This is a genomic window from Paenibacillus sp. J22P51, assembly GCF_059692215.1.
Genome location: NZ_JCAUAZ010000014.1, coordinates 109,456 through 130,882, shown reverse-complemented (window position 1 = coordinate 130,882; position 21,427 = coordinate 109,456). Strand labels below are relative to the sequence as shown.

Sequence of the window (21,427 nt, the reverse complement as noted above, 5' to 3'; positions counted from 1 at the left end):
CTCACACAACGTGATGAATCTTGACTTCCGCCCTATCGTCACACTACAATCTATAGTGTAAGGAGTGTGTCCTAACGTGAAAATGCAAAACTTTAAATTAAAGGAAAGCGGACTAAATCGCTTTTTTGGTCCACTGGAGTCCAAAATCATGGAAATCCTCTGGACCAGCCCCTCGGAAATGACCATCAAAGACGTCCAACAGAAGCTGGACGCAGACAAAGCAATTAATTTCAATACCGTGATGACGGTGATGAACCGTCTAGTGGACAAAAAGATTTTACAGAAGCATTCTGTTGCAAGGTCATTTCACTATAAGCCGGTTGTGACGATCGACGAGTTCATGGAAACGCAATCCAAAGAGCTGACGTACGATCTCATTGAACAATTTGGCTCATTAGCGGTTACCCATATGGTTGATGCGCTCGATAAAGTTGACCCTGAGCTACTTGACCAGTTGGAGCAGCACATTCTACTTCTAAAAAAGGATCGATAACGATGACGGAATCGCGGTTCAAATGGCTGTACGCGGCTGCACTGGTGATCGGAGGCACGATTGTATGGCAGATGGTTGCCTTCCTCCTTGGGCATTTGTTTCACTGGAGACCCTCTCGCAATCTATTTGATTTGTGTATGATTCTTTTCCACTATCTGCACGTGCCCGGGCCGATACCGATGACCTTGGTGAATGGGCTGATTCTCTACACGATGGGGATGATGGTTTGGCTCGCCCTCAAGCATGGCTATGATGTCGTCAAGGCGAATAAGCTCGTGAAGAAATATCATGACGCTGCCCTTTCCGCAGAATACGCGGCGAATTTCGATCTTACACCTCAGTTGCTCCAAATCGTTCGAGACAAGGCTCCCCTTGCCATGACCATCGGGCTATGGAAGCCGCGCATCCTCGTTTCGACGGGACTGATGGACATGCTGGAGCCTAATGAGCTTCGCGCGGTTATTGAGCATGAGAAATGCCATGTGCAGCACCGTGATCCTGCGGCAATCTTTCTGCTTGCGCTGATCTCGAAATCGATGAGGTATATCCCTATTTTTGAATGGATTGCACACAAATATCCCATGATGATCGAGCTCCGCGCGGATAAGTATGCCATCGAACGGATGGAACAAGCTACGGACTTAGGCAGTGCGCTGCTTAAGCTGCTCAAGCAAACAACGAAGCCGCGGTTTCCGCTCTCTCATGCTTCATTTGCAGAGACGTCTATGAATGTGCGCATTCAGCATATTTTGGACCCCCAGAGGCAGGTGACCTTGCGCTGGCCATTAATTCGACTGGCGATATCTGCACTCATTTTCATACTAGTAATGGGGCTTATTTGAATAAGCCTCTTTTTCGCATCCTCAGATAAGGCTTGTCTGAAAAGAATTGACAACTCCACCCTCTAACACTACAATTTGTAGTGTAACTATTTTCCGTATGACGAAGGAGTGGATGGCATGGACTACATAATGAAAAATCTACATTTTATATTCACACACGTTCCAATTGCGCTTTTAATTTTCAGCTTTGTTTTTGATGTTGCAGCCCTTATTCTTAAAAAGAAGGAGTGGCATTCCGCCGGTATGCTTTGCCTTGTTGTCGGGGCGCTTGGCGCGATTGCCGGTGTCTTGACGGGGCCGGAATCACGGAACACGCTTGTTGGCACCCATGAATTCTATGCGAAGCTAACGATGTTCGCGGCCATTATACTGGCCGCTGTACGTGTTGGATTGCTCATTTGGAAAAAGCTCGAGCTTGGTCGCAACCTGATCTACCTCATTGCTTCACTAGTGGTGGTGGTTCTAGTTAGCTACACAGGACATCTTGGCGGCAAAATGGTACACCGTGATATGCAAGGCGGTCCTGGCATGATGCAGGGTGGACCAGGTATGCAAGGCGGCCCCGGTGGGAACGGTGGAGCTCAAGGCGACCAAGGACAGAGAGGCCCAGCGCAGCAGCAACAGGGTGGACAGGCTTCTCCTGCACCAGCCAAATAATAAACAGGGGTGTCCGCGCTGAGCAGCTGCTGGATATCCCTTTTTTGCAGTATGCATATTAGTCAGAGGGCACTCCCGACGCGTTCGTTCAAAAATAAGCACTCTGAGAGTGCTTATTTGCCCGAAAGTCCCTGCGGTTTACCTCTTAAGCACTCCCGGAGTGCTTATTTCGGCACAAAAGGGTCGAAGTGCGACGTGATGCAGGAAATAAGCTTATGTGGAGTGCTTATTTATCCAAATACGTCGATGATAGAAGGAATAGGCACTTTTCACGAGCTTATTTCTGGGGAAGTAACATGGGATAGCGAGTAAGCTACGAATAAAATGGCTTCAAATACCTCATCCTACCAGAGGTAATGCATAACGCATCAGGAGGTAACGACCACGATATGACAAAGGTTGACTCAAGCTTACAATCGCAAAACCCGATCTCATCCGCACAAAATTCGGTCGATAACGTTCACCAAGCCGTAAATCATGCCCTATCTCACCCTACAGCCCAAACGGTTGATGAAGCTAACAATGCCATCTCCAAGGCGGAAAATGCAGTAGCCCAGGCATGTCTTCAATCGGACAGCCCCGCAGTGCAGCAAGCTATGGAATCCTTAGACGAGGACAAGGCAAGGCTGGATAGTTTGGAATAAACGAATTTTGCAAATGAAGAAATTAAAATTATGTAGAAAAGCCGTATCCCGTAGTTCACAACTACAGTGGAAACGGCTTTTTTACGTTTTCCAACGCTTTCTGCTAGTACAGACCTCATGATGAAACGGGTACTTCCGTGCTACACTAAGAGACGAATAATTTGTCAGCCTTGTCTTCATAATTTCGTAAGATTTATATGAACTATTTTGTAAATAGTGTCTAGTATTATTAGGCTAGTACCGCGGGGTTAAAGTGAGATGAAGAAAAAGGGCGTGGACGTGACGAGATACCAAGTGCTTGTCGTCGATGACGATATCGACATTCAGGAAGCGATAGAGATCTATTTGAAAGGCGAAGGCATGGAAGTCAGCAAAGCGAATAACGGCCTGGAAGCGCTGCGAGTGCTGGAGGAAAAGGAGATCCATTTGATCATCCTCGATATTATGATGCCGAAGATGGACGGGATACAAGCGACATTCAAGATTAGAGAGAGCTGCAATGTCCCGATCCTGATGCTTTCTGCCAAAACGGAGGATACAGACAAAATTGTGGGCCTTAATGTCGGCGCTGACGATTATTTAACGAAGCCATTCAATCCGCTGGAGCTCATCGCCAGAGTGAAGTCGCAGCTGCGGCGCTACACAACGCTGGGTCCATTTGGAACGGAAAAGGCGACAAGTGAGGAATTAAGCGTCCGCGGCCTTGTGCTCAATCAAGTTACCAAGGAGGTCACGGTCGATGGCGAGGAAGTGCGCATGACCCCAACAGAATTCAAAATTTTGGAGCTGTTGATGGTGAATAAAGGCCGTGTTTTTTCCATCGATGACATTTATGAAAAGGTGTGGAAAGATCCCGCCTTCAACGCTGAGAATACCGTGGCTGTGCATGTGCGCAGAATTCGCGAGAAAATCGAAATTAATCCGAAAGATCCTAAATATTTGAAGGTGGTGTGGGGTGTTGGGTATAAAATGGAGAAGTAAATCACTCTCACTGGTGCTGCTGGGCAGTGTTTTCATCATGTGGACATTGACGTTATTCGCGGCAACGAATGTCTATAAGAACAGCGTGTACTTCGGTGAGGACGCTTATTTCAAAAGCGGGGCATTCGCCAGGGAAATGAATTCCGTTTATCAGAACATTCAGTTGTATCATCTGGAGGCTCCGCATTTTAGTGAGAAAACGCCGGAAGAGCAGCTCGGCAATAATGAATATTATAACGTGAAGCGTGAAGCGGAGCGGACCGTACAAGATCGCATCAACAATTTGGAGCAGAAGTACAGCTCGCGTATCGACACGGCTCGCGACCGTCAAGACAATTCAGAGGTAGATCGGCTGGAAGCTGAGAGAGATACGAAAATTGCGGAGTTGAATAAGGAAAAGGACGCCACTTTTGAACAAAAGCTTAAGGTGGCAATTGCGGCTAAGCAAAAGCAATTCATGGCAGCCAAGACGAATCTGGATAACCGTCTAAAATCGCTTTACTACGTCGTGAAAGACTTAAAAACAGGTGAAACCTATAGCAATATCGCACCTGAAGCGCTGCAAAAATTGCAAGATCAGCAAGCGTTCATATATACACTGACATTACCCGCAATAGACGAACCGAACAGAATGTTGTACGCAATGAACTATGATCAGGTCAAAGCTACGTACTACATCTTAAACCCATCGCAAGGCTCGGGCATTATTCAAGCGGATTATCTCTCTTACCAGTCCATGAAGCAGCAAGCGACAGCAACGGTTTACTTGTTCGCAGCTCTTGTGGTTCTCACAATCGCGCTAACCTACTTTGCAAGGAAATTTCGGGCTGATAACATGACGCTAATCCATATCCAAACGGTGGTAAGGGAACGCTTTCCGGTGGATGTTCGAGCTTGGACGACCTTCATCGCGACAGTTGCGCTGTTTGGTATCCTGATGGATTGTGAGATCTATTACTGGTCTCCAACATATATCAGCTTATATCAAATAAGTATCGTTATCATTGCTTCCGCTTTGCTTATCATTGTGAGCAGCGGCCTTCGTGGTGCTTTCGCATTGCTTATACATCCGGAAGAGCTCGCCAAAGAATGGAGCAGCAGTCTAACGGCGTCCTTCTGGCAAACCACGAAAGATACGCTTGAACAGCGAGGCTTGCGATTCAAACTGTTGGTCTTTATGGCGATCATCGCGATTATGGGCTTCCTGCCCGTTTGTGTAGTTGCTTCGGAGGGAGAAGAGTTTGTTGTCGTCTTTACGTTCGCTTGGTACATCATGTTCCTACTCGTGGTACTGCCTTACATGATGCGGAAGATCAAGCAGCTTCGTGCCATTATCAAAGGCGTGGAACAAATGTCGCAAGGCAACTTTGATGTAACCCTCCCTGCCAAAGGAAAAGGGCAGCTCTCCCGCATGGCGATGAACATTAACAATATGAAATATGGCTTGCAGCTTTCGCTAGAGAAACAACGCGTCAGCGATCGTCTCAAAACAGAGCTGATTACGAATGTTTCACATGATTTGAAAACACCCTTAACATCAATTATCAATTATGTTGATTTGCTTAAAAAGGAAGGGTTGTCCGCTGATCAATCCACCCACTACCTCGAGGTGCTCGATCGGAAAACGCAGCGGCTCAAGGTACTCATCGAAGATCTCTTCGAGGCATCGAAGATGGCAAGCGGAGCAACTGAGCTTTTGTGGGAAAAAGTCGACGTCTCCGCCCTGCTGACGCAGGCCTTAGCGGAGTTCAGCGACAAAATCGAAACGTCTACGCTCACTTTCCGCGTAAACGTGCAAAGCCCGCACATGTATGCCCTGTTGGATGGCAAAAAAACGTGGCGCGTCTTCGAGAACCTCATAGGCAACGCTTTGAAATACGCCTTGCCAGGAACACGTGTTTACGTCACGTTGACGGAAAATAAAGAGCGCGTCATCCTCATCATTCAGAATATCTCGCTCCACGAGCTCAATTATGGCGTAGAGGAGCTGTTCGAACGCTTCAAACGCGGTGACCAGTCCCGTTTTACGGAAGGCTCCGGCCTCGGTCTCGCGATTGCTAAGAGCATCGTTGAGCTGCAAGGCGGCACGCTGACGATTGACATTGACGGTGACCAATTCAAGGTTATTGCCGAATTTGAAAAACGTGATTTGCTGACTGCACCGGAGGCGTAAGTATAAATGGTCAAAATTGCTAAAATACACTTATTTTAGGTGAATATGGCTACACATCGATAAATTAGTGCAAAAGTGCATCCTTTAGGCCCAAAAGGGTACCCAAATGATAGTTTGGGCAGAAATAGTTGCACTTTTGTAAGCATTTCAAATAGAACAGTTATTTCGATAAAAAAGGTTGTACTTTTGCAGGTTTCACAACTGTATGAATGAAAGAGAGAGGGCCCCACGCCATATTCATGGCTTCGGGACACCCTCTCTCTTTTATTTTAACTCCAACTCTAACTCCTCCAACGTATACCGGTTGTCCCACAAAAAGATCATGTCATAGGCTGTCGAGTCCCTCGAGACAAACCTAGCTATAGCTGCAATGACACCGCCTATGATCGTTCCGAATCCCACAATCCATCCCATTAACGCAAACACTTGATCGACCATGTACATTCACTCCTTTGAGGCGCGATGAACTCCTAATCTATCAATATGCGCGATGATTATGAAACATGTGTGACAGTTGGAAGCCTTCACATCACGAGTATAGAAATCGGAAAAGTTGGGCTCGGATAGTTGCGTTATAGTCTTTTTCTCCGATTGACACGTTCAGAAGTGGGATGGTAAGATCACCCTGTAAGGTTCGAAAATACATCTTTTGGAAAAGTTGGCGGCACCATACGTGCTTACTAAAAAAACGAAAAGGGGGGTTACACAATGAGAATTATGTTTCTGGATCCTAAAGCGCAACATAAGCGGACACACGTCCAACCTAATTTCATAGATGGTAACCCGCTGGCTGGCTCGAGCGTCTGATTTGCATGCTCATCTGCTAGCACCCCTTCCTATACGCTAAGTTAAGAAGCGCGGGTTACGAAGATGTTCGTAACGAGCGCTTTTCTGTTTCATAGAAGGCATATCGCTGCGTGCGGTATGTCTTTTTGCGTCTATAGGCTTACAAGCAACACTTGAGAGGAGTGAAATCACTAATGTTTACGGTATTAAAAAAGTTAGCTTGGTTTTTCAAAATGAACTGGAAACGCTACAGCCTCGCAATCGGGCTGCTCATCATCGTAGGAATTATCGATGTCATGCCGCCGAAGCTGATTGGTTATGCGATTGATGGGATACACATGGGCACATTAACGGGGTCCAAAATGGTTCAATTACTAGCCTTTTGGGGCGTATTAATCGTAGCTGGCTACGGGCTGTCTTACGTATGGCTTTATCAATTGTTCGGAGGCGCCTTCGTATTGGAGCGGGTGCTTCGCTCTCGTTTCATGCGGCAGCTGCTGAAGATGACGCCAACGTTCTATGAGCGTAACCGCACAGGAGATCTTATGGCGAGAGCCACGAACGACCTGCAAGCGGTGTCGACGACAGCGGGATTTGGGATTCTGACCTTCGTGGATTCCACGCTGTTCATGTTAACGATTCTTAGTATGATGGGCTTCTTCATTAGCTGGAAGTTGACCCTTGCCTCCATTTTGCCGCTTCCAATCATGGCTGTCGCGATTACGATCTATGGCGGCCGCATCCATGAGAGATTTATCCTTGCTCAGGATGCCTTTGGTCAAATGAACGACCGTGTCCTGGAAACTATTGCAGGTGTTCGGGTGATCCGGGCTTTTGTGCAGGAGAAGGCAAGTGAACACAATTTCGCGACGATGACGGATGACGTTTATCGGAAAAATATCGCCGTAGCGGTGATTGACGCACTTTTTGAACCAACGGTCAAAATTCTGGTCGGTATTTCCTACCTAATCGGGCTGTGTTACGGAGGCTATCTCGTGTTCCACAGTGAGCTGACGCTCGGAGAGCTAGTGTCCTTCAATACCTTCCTGGGCATGCTGATCTGGCCGATGTTTGCGATTGGTGAGCTCATGAACATTATGCAGCGCGGGAATGCATCCTTAGATCGTGTTAACGAGACACTTGGCTACAAGCCAGATGTCAAAGAAGTGCCGAACGCTGCGACGCAGCTGAAGCCGGATTCTATCCATTTTGAAAAAGTAACCTTCCGTTACCCGTCCTCATCCATTGATAATTTGGTTAATATGACGTTCCGGTTAGAGCGCGGACAGACGCTCGGTATTGTCGGCCGAACAGGCAGCGGCAAAACAACCCTGCTGAAGCAGCTGCTTCGCGAGTATCCTGTCGGTCAAGGCGCGATAACGATTACGGATACGCCTATCGAGCAGATTGCGATCGACACGCTGCATGGCTGGATCGGTTATGTGCCGCAGGAGCCGATTCTTTTCTCCAAAAGCGTCCGCGAAAACATCATGTTCGGCAAGGGGCAAGGCACCGAAGAGGAACTGATGCGTGCGCTTGATTTGGCAGCATTCCGCAAGGACGTCGAGTTCCTCCCGGAAGGTCTGCAGACGCTCGTCGGGGAAAAAGGTGTTGCCTTATCCGGCGGCCAGAAACAGCGTGTATCCATCGCGCGGGCGTTGTATGTCGATCCGGAGATACTCCTGCTCGACGATGCGCTCTCTGCGGTGGATGCGAAGACCGAGGCCGAGATCATTCGCGGCATTCGCTCCGAGCGTGCTGGCAAAACAACCCTAATCACCACGCACCGACTCTCCGCCGTACAGCATGCCGATTGGATTGTTGTGTTGGATGAGGGGTATATCATCGAAGAAGGCACACATGAGGAGCTTCTAGCGCTTGGCGGCTGGTATAAAGAGCAGTATGACCGGCAGCAGCTGGAAGAACAGACGGTTGGGTAAAACGAAAATTGTAATCAAGACCCTAGATATATAGAACAAAAGACAGACGAAAAGTAGGTGAGACTCCTGATGAAACAAACGAAATCAACGAAACAAACCGGGAAACGGTTGTTCCAATACGCGTCAAAATTCAAGCAAACCTTGCTCATCGCCCTAGTATTCCTTTCCTTGGCCGTCGCGACTGAGCTAGCCGGACCGTTCATTGCGAAGCACATGATCGATAATCACATTCTCGGCATCGAGAAGCCATGGTTTGAGACCCAGTCTGCGACGAAGAGCGAGAAGGCAGTGGCTTTCGAGTCAACTTTTTATAAGCGGAGTGATAATTTCACGGAAGGCGAGCCGAAGGGGAAAGAGGTTCGTATTTTGCAAGTAGGGGGCAAGTTTGTATGGCTGGACCAAGCGCTCCCTTGGGATGGCGTCCGAAAGCTTGCGGACGATGGTAAGCTCCTTGTTACACAAGATGGGAAACAGGCCGAATATTCGGTTCGGCAGTTGAGTGTGCAGGAGCTGTACACCTTTCATAAGCCGCAATGGGCTAATTTAATGACGCTCGCGGGGTTCTACGTAATCTTGATTTTTCTAGGAGCAGGCTTTACGTACGGGCAGAAATTTCTACTGCAATCCGCAGCGAACCGCATCATTCAGCGCATGCGCAGGGACGTGTTCGCACAAATCCAGCGACTCCCGATCAATTATTTTGATAATCAGCCTGCTGGCAAAATTGTCTCACGCATCACCAATGACACCGAATCTGTTCGGGATCTGTATGTGCAGGTGTTGGCGAACTTTTTTACGGGTACGATCTACATCGTTGGTATTATCGCTGCTATTTTCATATTAGACTACCGCTTGGCTCTCTTTACATTGCCGATTATTCCACTGTTGGTGGCATGGATCATCGTCTATAGGAAGTACGCTTCCACGATCAATCATGAAATCCGCGAGCGCATTAGCGCGATCAACGGCATGATCAATGAGGCGATTCAAGGGATGACGATCATTCGAGCTTTTCGCCGACAAAAGGAAACGACCGAAGAATTTGAAATTCTGAACGAGGAATATACGCGGTACCAAAATAAGCTGCTCAGCCTGAACTCCTTAACCTCTCATAATCTGATGAACGTGGTGCGGAACCTATTCTTCTTCGGATTGATCTGGTATGTTGGCGGCAGTTCGCTGAATACGTTGATTACCGTTGGTGTGCTCTACGCCTTCGTCGATTACCTCAACAGGATGTTCCATCCGATGGTAGGTATCGTGAATCAGCTGCCGAATTTGGAGCGCGCGCTAGTGTCCGCTGACCGGGTATTCGAGCTTCTGGATGAGCAAGGGATCGATGTTGTGGCTGAAAAAGATGACCGTTACAAGGGTCACGTGAGCTTCGAGCACGTTCGCTTCGCCTACAAAGAAGGGGAGGATGTGCTGAAAGACATCTCCTTCGAGGCCAAGCAAGGGCAGACGGTAGCGCTTGTCGGGCACACCGGCTCAGGCAAAAGCTCCATCCTGAACCTCCTCTTCCGTTTCTATGAGGTAAGCAGCGGCCGCATTACGGTGGATGGCCGCGATATTCGCGAGCTATCGAAGCAGCAGCTTCGCCAGCACATGGGCATCGTGCTGCAGGATCCGTTCCTGTTCACGGGGACGATTGCGTCCAATGTCTCCTTGGACGATCCGTCCATCACCCGGGAACGGGTGGAGGCGGCGCTGCGCGAGGTTGGCGCAGCGGAAATGCTCGGAGCGCTGCCGCACGGCCTCGATGAGCCCGTCATCGAGAAGGGCAGCACGCTGTCTGCTGGGCAGCGGCAGCTGATCTCTTTTGCCCGGGCGCTGGCGTTCGACCCGGCGATCTTGATCCTCGATGAGGCGACAGCCTCCATCGACACCGAGACCGAGGCCGTCATTCAGGCCGCGCTCGATGTGTTGAAGAAGGGGCGGACCACCTTCATCATTGCCCATAGACTGTCGACGATTCGCAGCGCCGACCTGATTCTTGTGCTCGACCACGGCGAGATCGTCGAGCGTGGCAATCATGAGGAGCTCATGGGGCTCCTCGGGCGGTACTACCAGATGTACCAGCTGCAGGCTGGACATCCGGAGATTGCTGCGGCTACGGAGGACAGCGAGTCGAGCCGATTGTAGCCGGTTGCTTGGGCGTAAGGACTCGGTCGCGAGTCGTGGACGAAACTCGACAAAAGGCTAACGACTACAATTTTCCAATATGGTACAATAGAGCTAATTCATGATTGTGCTAATAAGGAGGAAAATTTATGCGCTCAGATACAATTCGTCTTTTGAACTTACTGCAGTTGTTGTCCGAAATTGCAATTGCAGTGGGGTATTTACTGGGTTTAATCCCATTTGTGTATGCATGGTCATGCGCTTGGGTCATCCCATTGGTCTTCGTTAATCTGGTATTTGCCATCCTTACGGGCAATGGAACTACGCTGAAAACCATCATCAACATTGTCTTAGCGTTTCTCAGTCTCATTCCTGTGCTCGGCTACCTTTTCCGCTTTGGCGGAATCCTCGTGTCAGGGCTCAATATGAGAGAGTTGTCTAGGAGACGAAACAACTAACTAAAGTAGTAAAAAAAACGGATGGACGCCGAAATGGCGCTCATCCGTTTTTGTATGTGGGGGCTACCCGCCCGCCTCCGAATTAACTGGAAAAACGCCAGTTAATTTTAGCATTTCCCCGCACAAATAAAGAATAAATGGATTTCCTACAGCTAATTTCAATAAAATGGATGATTTCGAAGGAAATCTAATAAATTAGCTACACAAAATCCATTTAATTGATAAATATGGAGAAAACCGACTGATTTAGCAACATAAAATCCAGTTATTTGCTGCGGAGGCCTGGAGAATCTATAGGTTTGCGGCCAGCAGGTTCGGATTCGAGCTTTTGGCTAGGATGTGAGGGGGCCTCCCCCCACTAATACGCCAACCCCACTCGGCAGCCCACGTACGTGCCCTCCACCGCGACGCGGTAGGTGAAGGCCGCGGTGTCGCCGACGGAGATGGACGTCCCGCCGTCCGGCAAGAACTCGCGCTCCGCGCGGAACTGACCTTGCGCCTCGCCGTCGGGCAAATACGTTGGACACACTACGGTCCAACTCAGGCCCGACGCTGCGAGCAGCGCCCACGCCTTGCGGTGCTCCTCGGCTGCGCGTGTCGAGGACCGCCGCGTATCCGGCGCCTCAAAACGCAGCAGCCCCGGATGCTCCCGGCTCTGCAGGATGCCGGCGGTGCCAACGGTGACCACGCGACTCACGCCGGCAGCCTTCATCGCCCCGATGAGCAGGGGCGTCGCTTCCGTCAGCACTGTGCCGCCATCGGTGCCAAGGCAGCTCACGACTGTTTCTACGCCGGTCATGGCGCGCTCCAGATCTGCTGCGGAACAAGCGTCACCTTGGAGCAAGGTGAGCCGGTCGGAACGCAGGGTTATTTTATCCATATTCCGCACGACAGCGGTTACTTCGTGTCCATCCTGCAAAGCCTGTGCTAGAATACGCTGCCCCACACGGCCCGTTGCTCCTAATAGTAGAAGGTGCATCATCGTTCTCCTTCGGTATGTAATCTTGTTATGTAGTATAACAAACAAAACCCAAGAAGTAGAAAGACCCGCCACACCGTTCAGGTAAAAGGGGGGTCGTCCTAGTTTCTAACACTCTTTTTACGCTCCCGTTCTAAGAGGGCGGGGGAGCCTTATTTTCACCGATTATAGCTTAGCTACGAATGTAAAGGAGATCGCACGTGTGAAAAGAGTTGGGTTGTACACCGTGATCACATAAACGGTGTCGGTTTGGTTGTAGAAGCTGGTTGCATAAGCGGGCAAGGAGTTTTGATTGGAGATAAAAAATCCGCCACTTACCGGTTTGTAAGCCCCACCTCGGAACGTGAAGGTAAAATAAGTGTTCGGCGAGATGGTACGATTGAAAAAGAAACGTTGGAACCCGTTACCTAAATCTGTTTTACGATTCGCTTTTTGAGGTGTGGACACTGCTTTTACGATTCTTGCTTTTTTTGCGCTCATTGGTTATCCCTCCTTCTATGGTAGTAAATGCTAGATTGTGAGATTTGGTGTGGATGAATCTACTAGTCGGTTTATATCATTTTTTGATAGAGAGATATCGAAGGTGCTAGTATTCCTTGGACTGTTTGTAAGGGCGACTTGAACCGCCGCCCCGAATCCAGCATAATAGAAGGTATTGAGTTCAAATGATGACGGGATAGAAGGGAACTTCGGGGGCATGAGAATTAACAAATATATTAGTGAAACCGGTGTGTGCTCCAGACGTGAGGCGGATAAGTGGGTTGAGGCGCGGCGTGTAACGATCAATGGTGAAATTGCTGGGCTGGGTAGTGTAGTAGGTCCTGGAGATGTGGTTAAGGTCGACGGGCGTGCGATTGGTGAGAAGAAAGAGCACGTATACATTGCGCTCAATAAGCCTGTGGGTATCACCAGCACGACGGAAGCGCATATTCGCGGAAATATCGTGGATTTCGTGGGGCATTCTGAGCGAATTTTTCCAATCGGCCGATTGGACAAGGACTCGGAAGGGCTCATTCTGCTGACGAATAACGGGGATATCGTGAATCAGATTCTCCGTGCGGAGAACAATCATGACAAAGAATATATCGTAACGGTGAATCGTCCGATCACGCAGATGTTTCTACGAGGTATGGCTAGCGGGGTGCGTATTCTAGGCACGATGACGAAGCCATGTGAAATTGTTCAGGTGAATGAGCGGGTGTTTCGGATTATTTTGACACAAGGACTGAATAGGCAAATTCGCCGTATGTGCGAAGCGTTCGGATATCGCGTTGTGAGGCTGCAGCGTGTACGCATTATGCATATACATTTGGGCTCCTTGAAGGTCGGGAAATGGCGGGATTTGACGCAAGGCGAGTTAAAGGATTTGATGCAGACACTTAGCCAGGAGAAGGCCAATTCCGATCGGTAGCTACCTAAACTATTCAAATCAACACATGCAGGAGCATTCGCGCAAGGGGATGTTCGAGCATGTGTTTTTTTTGTTAAATATTTCTATAACAATTGCAACCTTTTTCCAGAATTCACCGTCAAGTAATATGTGACAATTGGACACGTCCAGGCAGCTGCCAGTCCGTAGATCCAGATGTTGTATGGAGAACACTAAGGAGGAAGATGACTTTGAAATTATTGAAACAAGCAGGCACGATGGTACTCGCTTCGACACTGCTGCTCTCAGTTGCCCCAACAGGGGTATGGGCGGAAAAAGCCTCCGGTTCAGGAATGGCTTCCATGTCATCTCCTGCCTTCCCGGGTCAAGTGGATAGCTCGGCGCTCGATGCCAAAATTACCAAAGAACAAGCGCTAGAACACGCAAAAACATACATAACACTGCCCGCTGATTATACATTCCAATCGATTAGTTTAAATGCGTATTATGGGATGAATGGCCAGAATATCCCGACCTGGAACATCAACTATACGAAAAAGGTGAAGGATCGCATCTATGGCTACGCCAATATCTCCATCAATGGTTTGGATGGAACGTTGGTGTCTTACAATATGAATGATAACGATCCTGACCATAAGCCATCGTATCCGCCTAAGGTTGATTTTCAAGCTGCGAAGGAGCTTGCTGCTGCATTCGTTGCCAAAGTAAACCCAGAGAAGCAGAAGGAGCTTCTCTACGATGATTCGGTAGAAAAAGCGTTCCGCACCCCGCTTGACGGCAATTATCTATATAATATCCGCTATGATCGTTCTGTAGGAGGGATTCCCTTCTCAGGCAATGGCCTCAATGTCAACGTCAATGGTGACGGTCAGATTACGAGCTATGGGTACAATTGGGACGATACTGTGGTTTTTGATCAAACGAGCACACCGATTTCGAAGGAGAAGGCGGTCCAGCAATTCCGTGAGAAGGCCGAGCTTTCCTTGCAATATCAGATCCCTTATAACACCCAGGGGAAACGAATTCCGATTATTGCCTACTTGATGAACGGCTTTGCAGTGGATGCTGCAACAGGAGAGGTCTGGAATCCAATTCCTAGCTTGAGTGGCGGCAATAAGCCTTTAACTGATAAACCGCTGGGAACGAATCCGCCAGCTAACTTGAACTTGACGAAGGAAGAAGCAGTCAAGAAAGTTGTATCGACGTTTAGTCTATCCTCTGACTACAAGCTGCAAGAAGCTAACTATAATGAATCGAAAAATCCTGAAACAGGCGAGACATCCTCGAACTGGAATATGAGCTGGAGCAAGGCAACGACGGATACTACAGCAAGTGGGAAAATGATTGCGGGAAGTAACGTTTGGGCAACGGTGAACAGTAAGACCGGAGCTATTACTAATTTCAACTTCTACATGCCTTATAGCAATGAAAACGACAAGCCGATCGAGGGTAAAGTTTCATTGGACGATGCGATTGCGAAAAGCACGGACCTTGTCAAAGCGCAGCTTCCTGCTTCTACGGATCAGCTTGTGCTGAGTGTACAGAAAGACTACTCCGAGGACATGCTGAAGCAGATGCGTTCTTGGGAAATCAGCTATAAGCGCGTCATTGACGGTGTTGCCGTGGGCAATGAAGAGGTGCGGGTCAGCATCGACCGTGTAACAGGAGGCATCTCAAACTATTATGTATCCCTAAGTGATGTAGCGTATCCTGCACAGAAGCCTGAGGTTATTTCAATCGATAAGGCAAAGGAGTTGTGGCTGGCGCAGTTCGATGTGAAGCTTGGCTACGTACTGGAGGGCAACGGCTATTACGGACCTATGCCTATTGAGAAATACCGCGTGATGATGGCTGCAGGAGAGCTTCCTATGTCAGCGACGGCGAATGCCAAAGGGGAAGCGAAAGCGAAGCTCGTCTATTCCCTTATTTCCAAAAATTCGAATCGCGAAAGCTTCCTTCTAGATGCCGGGTCCGGTCAATGGCGCAGCGCGCAGTCTGGCGAGGTTATCTCTTTGGATAAGGTCTTCGTGAGTGATATTGATAAGCACTGGGCACAAAATGAGCTTCAACTGATGCTTGATTATCAAGCCTTGGACGTGAAGGACGGTAAAGTGAATCCCGATCAAACGATTAAGCGCGGTGAGTTGGTCAAAATGCTTGTCATCGCCATGAATGGCGGCAACGGCGGCATCTATTACGGAGCTGACCGGGCGGCTTCCTTCGCCGATGTGGGCAATGGTTCCAAATATTTTGCCTATGTTGAAAATGCGGTTGATCGCGGGCTGCTTGATGTAGGGAAAGAGTTCAATCCGGAAGCTACGATGGATCGTGAAGCGATGGCGCAATTGATCGTGAAAGCGCTGGGTTACCACAGTCTAACGAAATTTGACGGCGTGTTTAACAGTCAATTCGCAGATGCTGCTAAGCTGGCGCACGTGGGTGATGCGGCTATTGTCGTAGGTCTGAATATTATGACACTCAGCGATGGCTACTTTGCGCCACAGGAAGAAGTGACGAAAGCGCAGGCAGCGAGTGCGTTCTACCGCTTCTTGCAGACGAGATCCGAATTACAAGAGAAGCCGCGGTATTACTATTAATCTATCGTGAGTCGACATCAGTGAAAACGACAAAAGACCTCTCAATTCAACTTTGAGAGGTCTTTGTTCAGTCGCTTAGGTTTTTTTGAAAAGTAAGCAGCACAACTGACGATAATGCGCCTTCATATGCTCTTTCGTGTAGGCTTTTTCGTTTTTAATATGAAAATAGCCGATGGGTGAGAGCGAGCAAATGATCGTATGGGCTGCAAAATCTGGCTCGGGAAGCTGCTCTTGTGCGGGTCCAATGGATTCGCGAATAAGCTCCGACAATTTATCGCGGATGAAATGGTATACAGGGGATAGGAAGAAGTTGCCGCGGCCATCCTCGCAGTTCAAATCAATCTTGGTTGACATTGCAACGATTAGCTCAGCTTTTTCTTCAATCTCATCGATCCATAGGTCCAAAATACCCGTTAGTCGATCAACGGGAGCAGCTTGATGATGCTTCTCAAGATATAACATGATCTCATTGATGAATTGCCTCCCATAATGCTGAAGAACATCGAAGCAAAGATCTCCTTTATGCGCATATCTGCGATAGAGGGTTGCTTGTCCAATGCCCGCTGTTTTGGCAATTTGATGCATGCTGACCGATTGAACGCCATAATCATGAAAGAGTTGTTTGGCGGTTTGAAGTATTAATTGGCGATTTTCCATGGCGTCCTTGCGTTCATGACGAATGGACATCTGTAACCACCTCATTAGATGTTAATTTATTGTGTTCGTATTGACAAAGAAACAAAATTTCTGTTAGCATCATGAATGTAAACGGACATCTGTCCGTTTACAACAGAGGTTATTGATGTTCGTATAGGTCTGCCACTATTGTACAGGGTATACTATATACGGTCAACGATAGACAAGAGAGAGTAATTAATCGGATGGAGGGATTACATGTCTTCACAAGCAACATCGAAAGAAACAGAAGCACCGTTTTCAATGCGCAGCATATTGGGGCCGCTGGTAGCGATTGTAATTGGTATTTTCATGGTTATTTTGGACGGAACAGCAGTAAACGTTGCTCTTCCTAAGCTGCAAGAAGAATTCAAATTGTTGAACTTATCACTTGTTCAATGGACGGTTATTGGCTACGCATTGGCACAAGCCGCGGTTATTCCGTTGGCAGGCTGGTTATCGGATCGATTCGGTGCCAAGAAAATTTTCTTAATTTCCGTAGGTCTCTTCACAATTGGCTCCGGTCTTTGTGCATTAGCGAACTCGGTTGAAATGTTAATTGCTTACCGCGTTATTCAAGGTTTAGGCGGCGGTGTCGTTGTGCCGATTGCCATGGCCTTCATTTATCGTTTATCTCCACCAGGCAAAGTTGGAGCAGTCATGGGTATGATGGGGATTCCAATCTTACTAGGTCCAGCTCTTGGTCCAGTTGTTGCTGGTTGGTTAGTTGAGTATCACAGCTGGCAGTGGATCTTCCTTATTAATCTGCCTATCGGTGTGATTGGTATTATCTTAGGTATTCGTACATTGCCAAATATGCAGCGTCAGAGCGTTGCTTCCCTAGATTTGCTGGGTATGCTGTTAGGGCCTCTAGCTTTCGCGGCACTTGTTTACGGTGTTTCCAACGGTGGTATTGATCCAATAACAGGGAAATCCACATGGACAGATGCAGATACGCTGATCGGTTCAGGAGTCGGTGTAGTAGCACTTATTCTATTTATTATTGTTGAATTGAGACAGAAGAATCCGCTCTTGGAGCTTCGCGTATTCCGTTCAGGAAACTTCACCAAAGGGATTATCGTACAATGGATTTCGCAGATTGCCATGTTCGGTACGATGTTCCTTGTACCATTATTCTTACAACAAGCACATGGATACAGCCCATTTAAAACGGGGTTGATCATGCTTCCGCAAGCTTTGGCTTCCGGTTTGTTCATGCCAATCGGCGGTAAGCTGTCCGACCGTTTCGGTGCTCGTCCGCTCGTTATTGCGGGTATGGTTCTAACAACGATTTCGGCATTATTGCTTTCCAATATTTCTGGTGACTCCGGTGTAGGGACGGTTATGCTGCCGCTTACGCTTCTGGGAGCGGGTATGGGACTATTCATGATGCCGCTGAATAATCATTTGATTCAATCAGCACCTCAGAACTTGGTTGGTCGTGTAACGTCATTGACGAACGCGGCGCAGCAAGTCATGATGTCTTTCGCGATCGCGATCTTGATGACAATTTTCAGCACGAAATTTAAGGACTTGATGGTGGAGTCAGGTGCACAAAAGCCAGATGTAGGCTTATATGCTTCCGCATTCGGGCATACGTTCCTTATTCTACTTGGTATTGCTATTGTTGGCGGTTTGCTTGGTTTGATGCTGCAGAAGCCTAAGAAAGTGGAAGGCCAGTCCGAGAATGGCGCTGAAATTCCGATGATGGTTGGTCATTAATACGTAAGCTCTACATGTATGTGCATAGGAGCCGCACCTCAAGGTTAATTGACTTGGAGGGGCGGCTTCTATTTATGAAAAGACCCATATGAGCGCCATACTTACAGACATATGCGTGAGGACGGTTCGGACCACAGTTACGCTGTAGTGATGAAATTCAGTGCATTTATCCTTACAGCGTAAGGGATTACTGCTTACGATATTTGCGTACAGAACGCATCACATATGTTACAATACATGTTAAAACTTAATGGAAGCTTTAAAAAAGAAAGGGTGTTGGGAAGATGGTTGTAACTGGTAAAGTGGGTTTGGAAGATATTATTAGAGCCAATCATGTGCTCAGCAGGGTGATTGAACCGTCGCCGTTGCAACGCAATGAGCTGCTCTCCAGCCAGTATGAATGTAACGTTTATCTCAAACGTGAAGATATGCAAATCGTACGGTCGTTCAAAATTCGCGGAGCTTACAATGTGATCCAGAGCTTAACGGAAGAGGAACGCGCAGCGGGTGTTGTTTGTGCAAGTGCCGGTAACCATGCGCAAGGCGTAGCCTATTCCTGTAAACAGCTGGGGATTGAGGGCAAAATCTTCATGCCGACAACGACACCTCGTCAGAAGATTTCGCAAGTGAAGCTGTTCGGAGGCTCTTACGTGGAAGTCATCCTCGTGGGCGATTCCTTCGATGATTCTTCGACCCAAGCCAAGGCATATTGCCTAAAGGAGAAAAAGGTGTTTATCCACCCGTTTGATGATGTGCGCACGATTGCTGGGCAAGGGACGGTCGGGCTGGAGATCATGAATCAGATGCCGGAAACGCCGGATTTCATCTTTGCAACAATTGGCGGAGGTGGACTAGCCGCAGGTGTGGCTACGTATGTGCAAAGTGTTTCCCCTCGTACGCGCATTATTGGCGCGGAGCCGGAGGGTGCGGCTAGCATGACGGAAGCACTGAAGCAGGGAAGTGTTGTTAAGCTGCCGTCGATTGAGAAATTTGTGGATGGTGCAGCCGTAGCGCAGGTAGGCGAGATGACGTTTGATATTTGCAAAGAAAGGCTGGAGGATATCGTCATTATTCCTTCAGGCAAAGAGTGTACAACCATTCTTGAGCTATATAATAGTAATGCGATTGTTATTGAGCCTGCTGGGGCCCTTCCGGTGGCTGCACTGGATGCTTATCGGGAACAAATTCGCGGGAAGAACGTCGTATGTATCATCAGTGGCGGGAATAATGATATCGATCGGATGCAGCAGATCAAAGAGAGATCCCTTGTATATGAAGGGCTGAAGCATTACTTCATCTTGAATTTCCCGCAACGTGCAGGGGCCCTTCGTGAATTTCTGGAGGAAGTACTAGGACCTTCGGACGACATCACGCGTTTTGAGTATACGAAGAAGAATAATCGTGATGATGCGCCAGCTTTGGTGGGGATTGAGCTTAAGAATAAAGATGATTACGATGGGCTCATCGAGCGCCTTTCTCGCAAGGATTATGGCTATATCGAGATCAATAAAGATCCGAAGTTATTTAACCTTCTAATCTAAGGTTTTGTGACGCGACAAGTGTCATAAAATTAACATAGAGCAATCTAGATTTTATTAACCACTGGTTGTATAATTAACAATTGGGGCTTAGAACCTATATTGTCGGCGTAAACAAAAAGGACATGTTAACTTGTGTGACATGACGAATTGCGTGAATCGTTGAGAGATTCGCTTTTCTGTTAGGAATCAAAATGATACACTTAATTTGAAGTCGACTTACATAATTTAACTGGATTTGGTCAACCTACAGTGTGGGCTTCATGGTTTCAATTAAATGATGATACGATGGGGGTAAAATCGATGAAGAAGATTTTTTCAACAGTTCTTATGACTGTAACAGTTTCTGCATTAGTGATTTCCGGTTGTGCCAAAAAAGAAGAGACAGGTTCATCCGCATCACCAGCAGCAAGTGCAGTAGCTAGCGACAACACAGGTAAAGACTTCAAAATCGGCATGGTTACAGATATCGGTGGCGTAAACGACAAGTCCTTTAACCAAAGTGCTTGGGAAGGCTTGACGCAACTGAAAAAACAAACAAGCGCTAACGTGAAAAACCTTGAAAGTAAAAGTGATGCAGACTACACGCCTAACTTGAATCAATTCGTTAAAGATGGCTACAACCTGACTTGGGGTATTGGCTTCTTGATGGGTGACGCGGTTAAAACGGTAGCAACTCAAAACCCGAAAGCGAAACTTGCGATCATCGATAACGTTGTAGAAGCTCCGAACGTAGAATCTGTTACTTTCTCCGAGCAAGAAGGTTCTTACCTTGTTGGTGTGGTTGCAGGTCTTACAACAAAAACGAACAAAATCGGTTTCGTTGGCGGTATCGATATTCCAGTTATCAAACGTTTTGAAGCTGGCTTCGTAGCTGGTGTGAAAGCAGTAAAACCAGATGCTAAAGTTCAAATCAACTACACTGGTGCTTTCGACAAGCCTGATCTTGGTAAAGCAGCAGCAGCAACCATCTACAACGATGGCGCTGATATCATTTTCCACGCAGCTGGATCCACTGGTAACGGTGTATTCAACGAAGCGAAAGATCGCGCGAAAAACGGTAAAAAAGTATGGGTTATCGGTGTAGATAAAGATCAATCCCTTGAGTTCGGTGATGAAGTAACACTTACGTCAATGTTGAAGCGTGTTGACTCCGCTGTACTTCGTGTGTCCAAAGATGTGGTTGCAGGCAAATTCCAAGGTGGTAAAGTCGTTACTTTGGGTCTGAAAGACGATGGCGTAGGCCTTCCTGAAACATCCAAGAAAAACGTTTCGGCTGACATCTTGAAAAAAGTTGACGAGTACAAAGCCAAAATTATTAGCGGCGAAATCAAAGTTCCTGAAAAACCATAAGCGTCGAACCGACGTTATTGGTGAGAACGATAGGTTTGCTTCTGTACAAACAAGGCTAGTTATATTAACTAGCCTTGT

The 21,427-nt window shown here is 47.8% G+C and carries 18 protein-coding genes; 14 read left to right on the top strand and 4 right to left on the bottom strand.

What is annotated here, in order from left to right; all coding sequences use genetic code 11:
- Nucleotides 1-76 precede the first annotated feature (76 nt).
- From AC58QC_RS24320 to AC58QC_RS24295, 6 genes are all read left to right on the top strand, one after another.
- On the top strand, nucleotides 77-493 hold the full coding sequence (locus AC58QC_RS24320) for a BlaI/MecI/CopY family transcriptional regulator (protein WP_497417624.1): 417 nt from the start codon (nucleotides 77-79) through the stop codon (nucleotides 491-493).
- A 2-nt stretch (nucleotides 494-495) separates the two neighbouring features.
- Nucleotides 496-1,335: a M56 family metallopeptidase gene (locus AC58QC_RS24315; protein ID WP_497417623.1), complete on the top strand. Its 840-nt coding sequence runs from the start codon at nucleotides 496-498 to the stop codon at nucleotides 1,333-1,335.
- Nucleotides 1,336-1,452: 117 nt separating this feature from the next.
- The gene (locus AC58QC_RS24310) at nucleotides 1,453-1,992 is read left to right on the top strand and encodes a DUF2231 domain-containing protein (protein ID WP_497417622.1); all 540 of its coding nucleotides are present in this window, start codon (nucleotides 1,453-1,455) and stop codon (nucleotides 1,990-1,992) included.
- Between the two features lie 389 nt (nucleotides 1,993-2,381).
- Complete coding sequence (locus AC58QC_RS24305) at nucleotides 2,382-2,636, top strand: hypothetical protein (protein ID WP_497417621.1); 255 nt, start codon at nucleotides 2,382-2,384, stop codon at nucleotides 2,634-2,636.
- A 279-nt stretch (nucleotides 2,637-2,915) separates the two neighbouring features.
- On the top strand, nucleotides 2,916-3,617 hold the full coding sequence (locus AC58QC_RS24300) for a response regulator transcription factor (RefSeq protein ID WP_497417656.1): 702 nt from the start codon (nucleotides 2,916-2,918) through the stop codon (nucleotides 3,615-3,617).
- Complete coding sequence (locus tag AC58QC_RS24295) at nucleotides 3,595-5,790, top strand: sensor histidine kinase (RefSeq protein WP_497417620.1); 2,196 nt, start codon at nucleotides 3,595-3,597, stop codon at nucleotides 5,788-5,790. The genes AC58QC_RS24300 and AC58QC_RS24295 overlap by 23 nt, the downstream gene beginning before the upstream one ends.
- Before the next feature lie 264 nt (nucleotides 5,791-6,054).
- On the opposite strand, the gene AC58QC_RS24290 is transcribed toward AC58QC_RS24295, so the two are convergent.
- Nucleotides 6,055-6,228: a hypothetical protein gene (locus tag AC58QC_RS24290; protein WP_497417619.1), complete on the bottom strand. Its 174-nt coding sequence runs from the start codon at nucleotides 6,226-6,228 to the stop codon at nucleotides 6,055-6,057.
- A 542-nt stretch (nucleotides 6,229-6,770) separates the two neighbouring features.
- On the opposite strand from AC58QC_RS24290, the gene AC58QC_RS24285 reads away from it, so the two are divergent.
- The 3 genes from AC58QC_RS24285 (at nucleotide 6,771) to AC58QC_RS24275 (ending at nucleotide 11,095) form a co-directional block, all read left to right on the top strand.
- Nucleotides 6,771-8,516 (top strand): ABC transporter ATP-binding protein, encoded by a 1,746-nt coding sequence (locus tag AC58QC_RS24285; protein WP_497417618.1) that lies wholly within the window; start codon nucleotides 6,771-6,773, stop codon nucleotides 8,514-8,516.
- Nucleotides 8,517-8,585: 69 nt separating this feature from the next.
- Nucleotides 8,586-10,658 (top strand): ABC transporter ATP-binding protein, encoded by a 2,073-nt coding sequence (locus AC58QC_RS24280; protein WP_497417617.1) that lies wholly within the window; start codon nucleotides 8,586-8,588, stop codon nucleotides 10,656-10,658.
- Nucleotides 10,659-10,786: 128 nt separating this feature from the next.
- Nucleotides 10,787-11,095 carry a hypothetical protein gene (locus AC58QC_RS24275; protein WP_497417616.1) on the top strand — a complete coding sequence of 103 codons (309 nt, stop codon included), beginning with the start codon at nucleotides 10,787-10,789 and terminating at the stop codon, nucleotides 11,093-11,095.
- Nucleotides 11,096-11,453: 358 nt separating this feature from the next.
- On the opposite strand, the gene AC58QC_RS24270 is transcribed toward AC58QC_RS24275, so the two are convergent.
- The gene (locus AC58QC_RS24270) at nucleotides 11,454-12,074 is read right to left on the bottom strand and encodes an NAD(P)-dependent oxidoreductase (protein WP_497417655.1); all 621 of its coding nucleotides are present in this window, start codon (nucleotides 12,072-12,074) and stop codon (nucleotides 11,454-11,456) included.
- A 165-nt stretch (nucleotides 12,075-12,239) separates the two neighbouring features.
- Nucleotides 12,240-12,554, bottom strand: coding sequence for a hypothetical protein (locus AC58QC_RS24265; RefSeq protein WP_497417615.1), 315 nt, complete (start codon nucleotides 12,552-12,554; stop codon nucleotides 12,240-12,242).
- A gap of 217 nt (nucleotides 12,555-12,771) precedes the next feature.
- Between AC58QC_RS24265 and rluF the strand changes: the two genes are divergently transcribed.
- Both rluF and AC58QC_RS24255 read left to right on the top strand, forming a co-directional pair.
- Nucleotides 12,772-13,485, top strand: a complete 714-nt coding sequence (gene rluF, locus AC58QC_RS24260) for a 23S rRNA pseudouridine(2604) synthase RluF (RefSeq protein ID WP_497417614.1) — start codon at nucleotides 12,772-12,774, stop codon at nucleotides 13,483-13,485.
- Nucleotides 13,486-13,694: 209 nt separating this feature from the next.
- On the top strand, nucleotides 13,695-16,061 hold the full coding sequence (locus AC58QC_RS24255; protein ID WP_497417613.1) for a YcdB/YcdC domain-containing protein: 2,367 nt from the start codon (nucleotides 13,695-13,697) through the stop codon (nucleotides 16,059-16,061).
- Nucleotides 16,062-16,136: 75 nt separating this feature from the next.
- On the opposite strand, the gene AC58QC_RS24250 is transcribed toward AC58QC_RS24255, so the two are convergent.
- Complete coding sequence (locus AC58QC_RS24250; protein ID WP_497417612.1) at nucleotides 16,137-16,748, bottom strand: TetR/AcrR family transcriptional regulator; 612 nt, start codon at nucleotides 16,746-16,748, stop codon at nucleotides 16,137-16,139.
- A 207-nt stretch (nucleotides 16,749-16,955) separates the two neighbouring features.
- On the opposite strand from AC58QC_RS24250, the gene AC58QC_RS24245 reads away from it, so the two are divergent.
- The 3 genes from AC58QC_RS24245 (at nucleotide 16,956) to AC58QC_RS24235 (ending at nucleotide 21,349) form a co-directional block, all read left to right on the top strand.
- Nucleotides 16,956-18,458, top strand: a complete 1,503-nt coding sequence (locus tag AC58QC_RS24245) for an MDR family MFS transporter (protein ID WP_497417611.1) — start codon at nucleotides 16,956-16,958, stop codon at nucleotides 18,456-18,458.
- A 284-nt stretch (nucleotides 18,459-18,742) separates the two neighbouring features.
- Nucleotides 18,743-19,999 (top strand): threonine ammonia-lyase IlvA, encoded by a 1,257-nt coding sequence (ilvA, locus tag AC58QC_RS24240; protein ID WP_497417610.1) that lies wholly within the window; start codon nucleotides 18,743-18,745, stop codon nucleotides 19,997-19,999.
- 300 nt (nucleotides 20,000-20,299) lie between these two features.
- Nucleotides 20,300-21,349: a BMP family lipoprotein gene (locus AC58QC_RS24235; protein ID WP_497417609.1), complete on the top strand. Its 1,050-nt coding sequence runs from the start codon at nucleotides 20,300-20,302 to the stop codon at nucleotides 21,347-21,349.
- The last annotated feature ends 78 nt before the right edge of the window (nucleotides 21,350-21,427 follow it).